This window comes from Pseudooceanicola lipolyticus (genome assembly GCF_002786325.1).
GTDB lineage: Bacteria > Pseudomonadota > Alphaproteobacteria > Rhodobacterales > Rhodobacteraceae > Pseudooceanicola_C > Pseudooceanicola_C lipolyticus.
In genome coordinates this window covers 1-1,488 of sequence record NZ_PGTB01000337.1, presented here as the reverse complement: position 1 = coordinate 1,488, position 1,488 = coordinate 1, and the positions used below count along the sequence as shown (strand labels likewise).

General features: G+C 66.4%; 1 protein-coding gene and 1 tRNA gene. Both read left to right on the top strand.

The window, feature by feature from the left end:
- Positions 1–198: 198 nt before the first annotated feature.
- Positions 199–275 (top strand) — tRNA-Pro (locus tag CVM52_RS25700).
- 55 nt (positions 276–330) lie between these two features.
- Complete coding sequence (locus CVM52_RS25695) at positions 331–1,407, top strand: 2'-deoxycytidine 5'-triphosphate deaminase (RefSeq protein ID WP_100165056.1); 1,077 nt, start codon at positions 331–333, stop codon at positions 1,405–1,407.
- Positions 1,408–1,488: the final 81 nt, after the last annotated feature.

Below are 1,488 nucleotides of genomic sequence, written 5' to 3'. Positions count from 1 at the left end.
TGGCGGCGCTGCACAGCCTCAGCGCCGCACAGCGCGGTGCCATTGCCCCGGTCGCCGCCGAGCTGCGCGGCTGGGTCACCCGTGTCGGCGGCGCGCAGGCTTCCTGAGCTGCCAGCCACCCCGCAGGATCGGGTACAGAAGAACTGTCATGATTCCCCCTTGTCCCCGGCTTCAAAACCGGTATGTAACGCCCAGTGTCGGGCTATGGCGCAGCCTGGTAGCGCGTCCGTCTGGGGGACGGAAGGTCGCAGGTTCGAGTCCTGCTAGCCCGACCAAATCACACCGGCGATACCAAAGGCAGCCTTTCCCGCAGATGCAGGAGGATGTTGCGTGACCGGGGTTTATCCCAACCAGATGATCGAGGCGATGATCGCCCGCGGCGAAATCCGTCCGGACCAGCCGGTGGTGCCCGGTCAGGTGCAACCGGCCAGCCTGGACCTGCGCCTGGGCAACGTGGCCTATCGCGTGCGCGCCTCGTTCCTGGCCGGCACCGGCCGCAAGGTCGCCGACCGGCTGGCCGAATTCGAGATGCACCGCATCGATCTTTCCGACGGCGCGGTGTTGGAAAAAGGCTGCGTCTACCTGGTGCCGCTGATGGAATCGCTGGCCCTGCCCGACGGCGTGCAGGCGGTGGCCAATGCCAAAAGCTCGACCGGGCGGCTTGATCTGCTGACCCGCGCGATCACCGATGGCGGCACCGAATTCGACCGTATCCCCGAGGGCTATAGCGGCCCGCTTTATGCCGAGATCTGCCCGCGGTCCTTCTCGGTTCTGGTGCGTCCGGGCATGCGGCTGAACCAGATCCGGTTCCGCGCCGGGCAATCGGTGCTGACCGATACCGAGTTGAAAGCGCTGCATGCCAACTCGCCGCTGGTCGATGGCACCGCAGTGATTCAGGAGGGGCTGGGCTTTTCCGTCGATCTGGATCTCGGCGGTCAGGATCTCGTCGGCTATCGCGCCAAACCGCATACCGGGGTGATCGACCTGGACCGGATCGGCCAATACGACCCGGCCGAATATTGGGAAGAGATCCGCACCCGGTCGCGCCAGATCATCCTCGATCCCGGCGCCTTCTATATCCTCGTCAGCCGCGAGGCGGTGCATATCCCACCGCATTATGCCGCCGAGATGGCCCCCTACCTGGCCATGGTGGGCGAGTTCCGGGTGCATTATGCCGGCTTCTTCGATCCCGGCTTTGGACATGCCGAGGCCGGTGGCGCGGGTTCACGCGGGGTGCTGGAAGTGCGCTGCCACGAGGCGCCTTTTGTGCTGGAACACGGCCAGGTGGTCGGGCGGCTGGTCTATGAACGCATGGCCGAGGTGCCCACCCAGCTCTATGGCGCCGGCATCGCCTCGAATTACCAGGGCCAGGGGCTGAAACTGTCCAAACATTTCCGCGCGGAATAGGCCTCAGCTTTCGCCCGACTCCCGCGCCGCCCGCCGGGCGCGGCGCTTTTCGCGCACGGCGCGGCGCGCGGCCAGCCGCTC